This window comes from Streptomyces albidochromogenes, from assembly GCF_005981925.1.
GTDB lineage: Bacteria > Actinomycetota > Actinomycetes > Streptomycetales > Streptomycetaceae > Streptomyces > Streptomyces albidochromogenes.
Genome location: NZ_VBVX01000523.1, coordinates 1 through 2,480 on the forward strand (window position 1 = coordinate 1; position 2,480 = coordinate 2,480).

Consider the following 2,480-nt stretch of genomic DNA (forward strand, 5'->3'; position numbering starts at 1 on the left):
CCGAGAGACTCACGAGGGCAAGGACAACGAATGAGCGTCGCCGTGGTGCTGTTCACCTCCGACCTGCGGCTGTACGACCAGCCGGTGCTCGCGGCGGCCCTGCGCGGGGCCGACCAGGTGGTGCCCCTGTTCGTACAGGACCGGGGCGTGGCCGGGGCCGGCTTCGACGCCCCCAACCGGCGCGCCTTCCTCGCCGATTGCCTGGCCTCGCTGGACGCGGGGCTGCGCGAGCGGGGCGGGCGCCTGGTGGTCCGCACCGGCGAGGTGGTGGACGAGGTCTGCCGGGTGGTGGCCCGGTGCGGGGCCCAGCAGGTGCACGTCGCGGCCGGGGTGAGCGGTTACGCCGCGCACCGCGAGGAACGGCTGCGCGCCGCCCTCGCCGGCGTCCGGTGCGCGCTGCACGTGCACGACGCGGTCGTCACGGCCGTACCGCCGGGGCGCGTCACGCCCGCCGGCAAGGACCACTTCGCCGTCTTCACGCCGTTCCTGCGCAAGTGGGAGGCGGCCGGCGTCCGCGACACCGGGAAGGCGCCCCGGGTGGTGCGGGTGCCCGACACGGTCGAGAGCGAGCCCCTGCCGTCGCGCGCGGCGGTCGCCGGAACGTCGCCCGCTCTGGCGAGGGGTGGCGAGCACGAGGCCCGCGCACGGCTGCGCGGCTGGCTGGCGGACGGCGTCGAGGCGTACGGAGAAGGCCAGGACGATCTGTCCGGTGACGTCACGTCCCGGCTCTCGCCCTACCTCCACTTCGGCTGCCTCTCGGCGGCCGAGACGGTCCGGCGCGCGCGGGCCGAGGAGGGCCCCGGCGCGGACGCGTTCGTACGCCAGCTCGCCTGGCGGGAGTTCCACTACCAGGTCCTCGCGGCCCGCCCGGCCGCCTCGTGGGCCGACTACCGCCCGCGCGGCGACCGGTGGCGCGCCGACGAGCGGGAGATCACCGCCTGGCGGGAGGGCCGCACCGGCTATCCGGTGGTGGACGCGGCCATGCGCCAGCTGCGGCACGAGGGGTGGATGCACAACCGGGGCAGGCTGCTGACGGCGAGTTTCCTGGCCAAGACGCTGTACGTCGACTGGCGGGTGGGCGCCCGGCACTTCCTGGACCTCCTGGTGGACGGGGACATCGCCAACAACCAGCTCAACTGGCAGTGGGTGGCGGGCACCGGCACGGACACGCGCCCCAACCGGCTGCTCAACCCGCTCACCCAGGCCAGGCGCTTCGACCCGTCGGGCGACTACGTGCGGCGCTGGGTGCCCGAACTCGCCGGGCTCGCGGGCGCTGCCGTCCACCAGCCGTGGACGGCGCCGGGGCCGGACCGGGCCCGCTTCGACTACCCCGATCCGGTGGTCGACCTCGCTGAGGGGCGTGCCCGGTTCGAGCGGGCGCGGGGCCTGCTGTGACCGGGCGCCGGCCGCGTTCGCCCGCTCACGCGTACGGAGATTGACCGGATCGGGGGAACGACCAATCCGCGGCTCCGGCGGCGCCGAATAGCGGGTGTGAGCGGAGACCGGAAGCGGCGTCGGAGCGGGGCCTGACAGCTCCGCCCCCGGCGCCTCCGTGTTCCGCTCACCCCCCTTTTCGTACGTTTCGCTTGAAGGAGACCACCATGATGACCTCCCGCTACCAGCGCCTGGCCGTCGTCGTCGCCGGGGCCGCGCTGCTTCCCCTGTCGCTGACCGCCTGTTCCAGTGGCGACGGCGACGACAGCGGGGCCGCCGGATCGCCCACCGCGGCGCAGGAGTCCTCCGAGGCCACGGCGGGCGACCGGGCGGCGACTACGGACAAGCCCTTCGGCCCCGGCTGCGCGTCGGTGCCCCAGGACGGCGCCGGCAGCTTCGACGGGATGGCGAAGGACCCGGTGGCGACCGCCGCGTCGAACAATCCCGAGCTGTCCACCCTGGTCAGCGCGGTGAAGAAGGCGGGCCTGGTCGACACGCTCAACTCCGCAGAGAACATCACGGTGTTCGCGCCGACCAACGACGCCTTCGCGAAGATCCCGAAGGCCGACCTCGACAAGGTCCTCAACGACAAGGAGACGCTCACCAAGATCCTGACCTATCACGTGGTGGGCCAGAAGCTGACGCCCCAGCAGCTCGAGGACGGTTCGTTCGAGACGCTCCAGAAGGGCATGCTGACGACCTCGGGATCCGGCGAGTCGTACAAGATCAACGACACGTCGAACGTGGTGTGCGGCAACGTCCCGACGGCCAATGCCACCGTCTACATCGTCGACACGGTCCTGATGCCCAAGTAGCCGCCGTCGCGGTGCCCGGGTGACCACCGTCCGACCGCCCTCCGACGACCACCGCGACCGGCCCGGGCGGCTCAGCCGCCCCGGCCGGTGCCGACGTCCGACGCCCGCCCGAGTCCTTCGCCGCCGCGACGGCCGACGCGGCGCTGCGCGTGGCCGGTGTCGCGACGCGCCCGGCCGGCTGAGCACCGGGCCGGCCCGATCGCCGGGCGGCCCGATAGCCGGGCGGGGTGG

The 2,480-nt window shown here is 74.0% G+C and carries 2 protein-coding genes; both read left to right on the top strand.

Annotation, left to right across the window (positions count from 1 at the left end):
- Positions 1-30 precede the first annotated feature (30 nt).
- Positions 31-1,395 (top strand): cryptochrome/photolyase family protein, encoded by a 1,365-nt coding sequence (locus E2E34_RS33380; protein ID WP_138905577.1) that lies wholly within the window; start codon positions 31-33, stop codon positions 1,393-1,395.
- Between the two features lie 206 nt (positions 1,396-1,601).
- Complete coding sequence (locus E2E34_RS33385) at positions 1,602-2,249, top strand: fasciclin domain-containing protein (protein WP_138905578.1); 648 nt, start codon at positions 1,602-1,604, stop codon at positions 2,247-2,249.
- The last annotated feature ends 231 nt before the right edge of the window (positions 2,250-2,480 follow it).

Coding starts and splice junctions, on each gene's coding strand:
- E2E34_RS33380 (WP_138905577.1), top strand. CDS start 31: ATGAGCGTCGCCGTGGTGCTGTTCACCTCCGACCTGCGGCTGTACGAC.
- E2E34_RS33385 (WP_138905578.1), top strand. CDS start 1,602: ATGATGACCTCCCGCTACCAGCGCCTGGCCGTCGTCGTCGCCGGGGCC.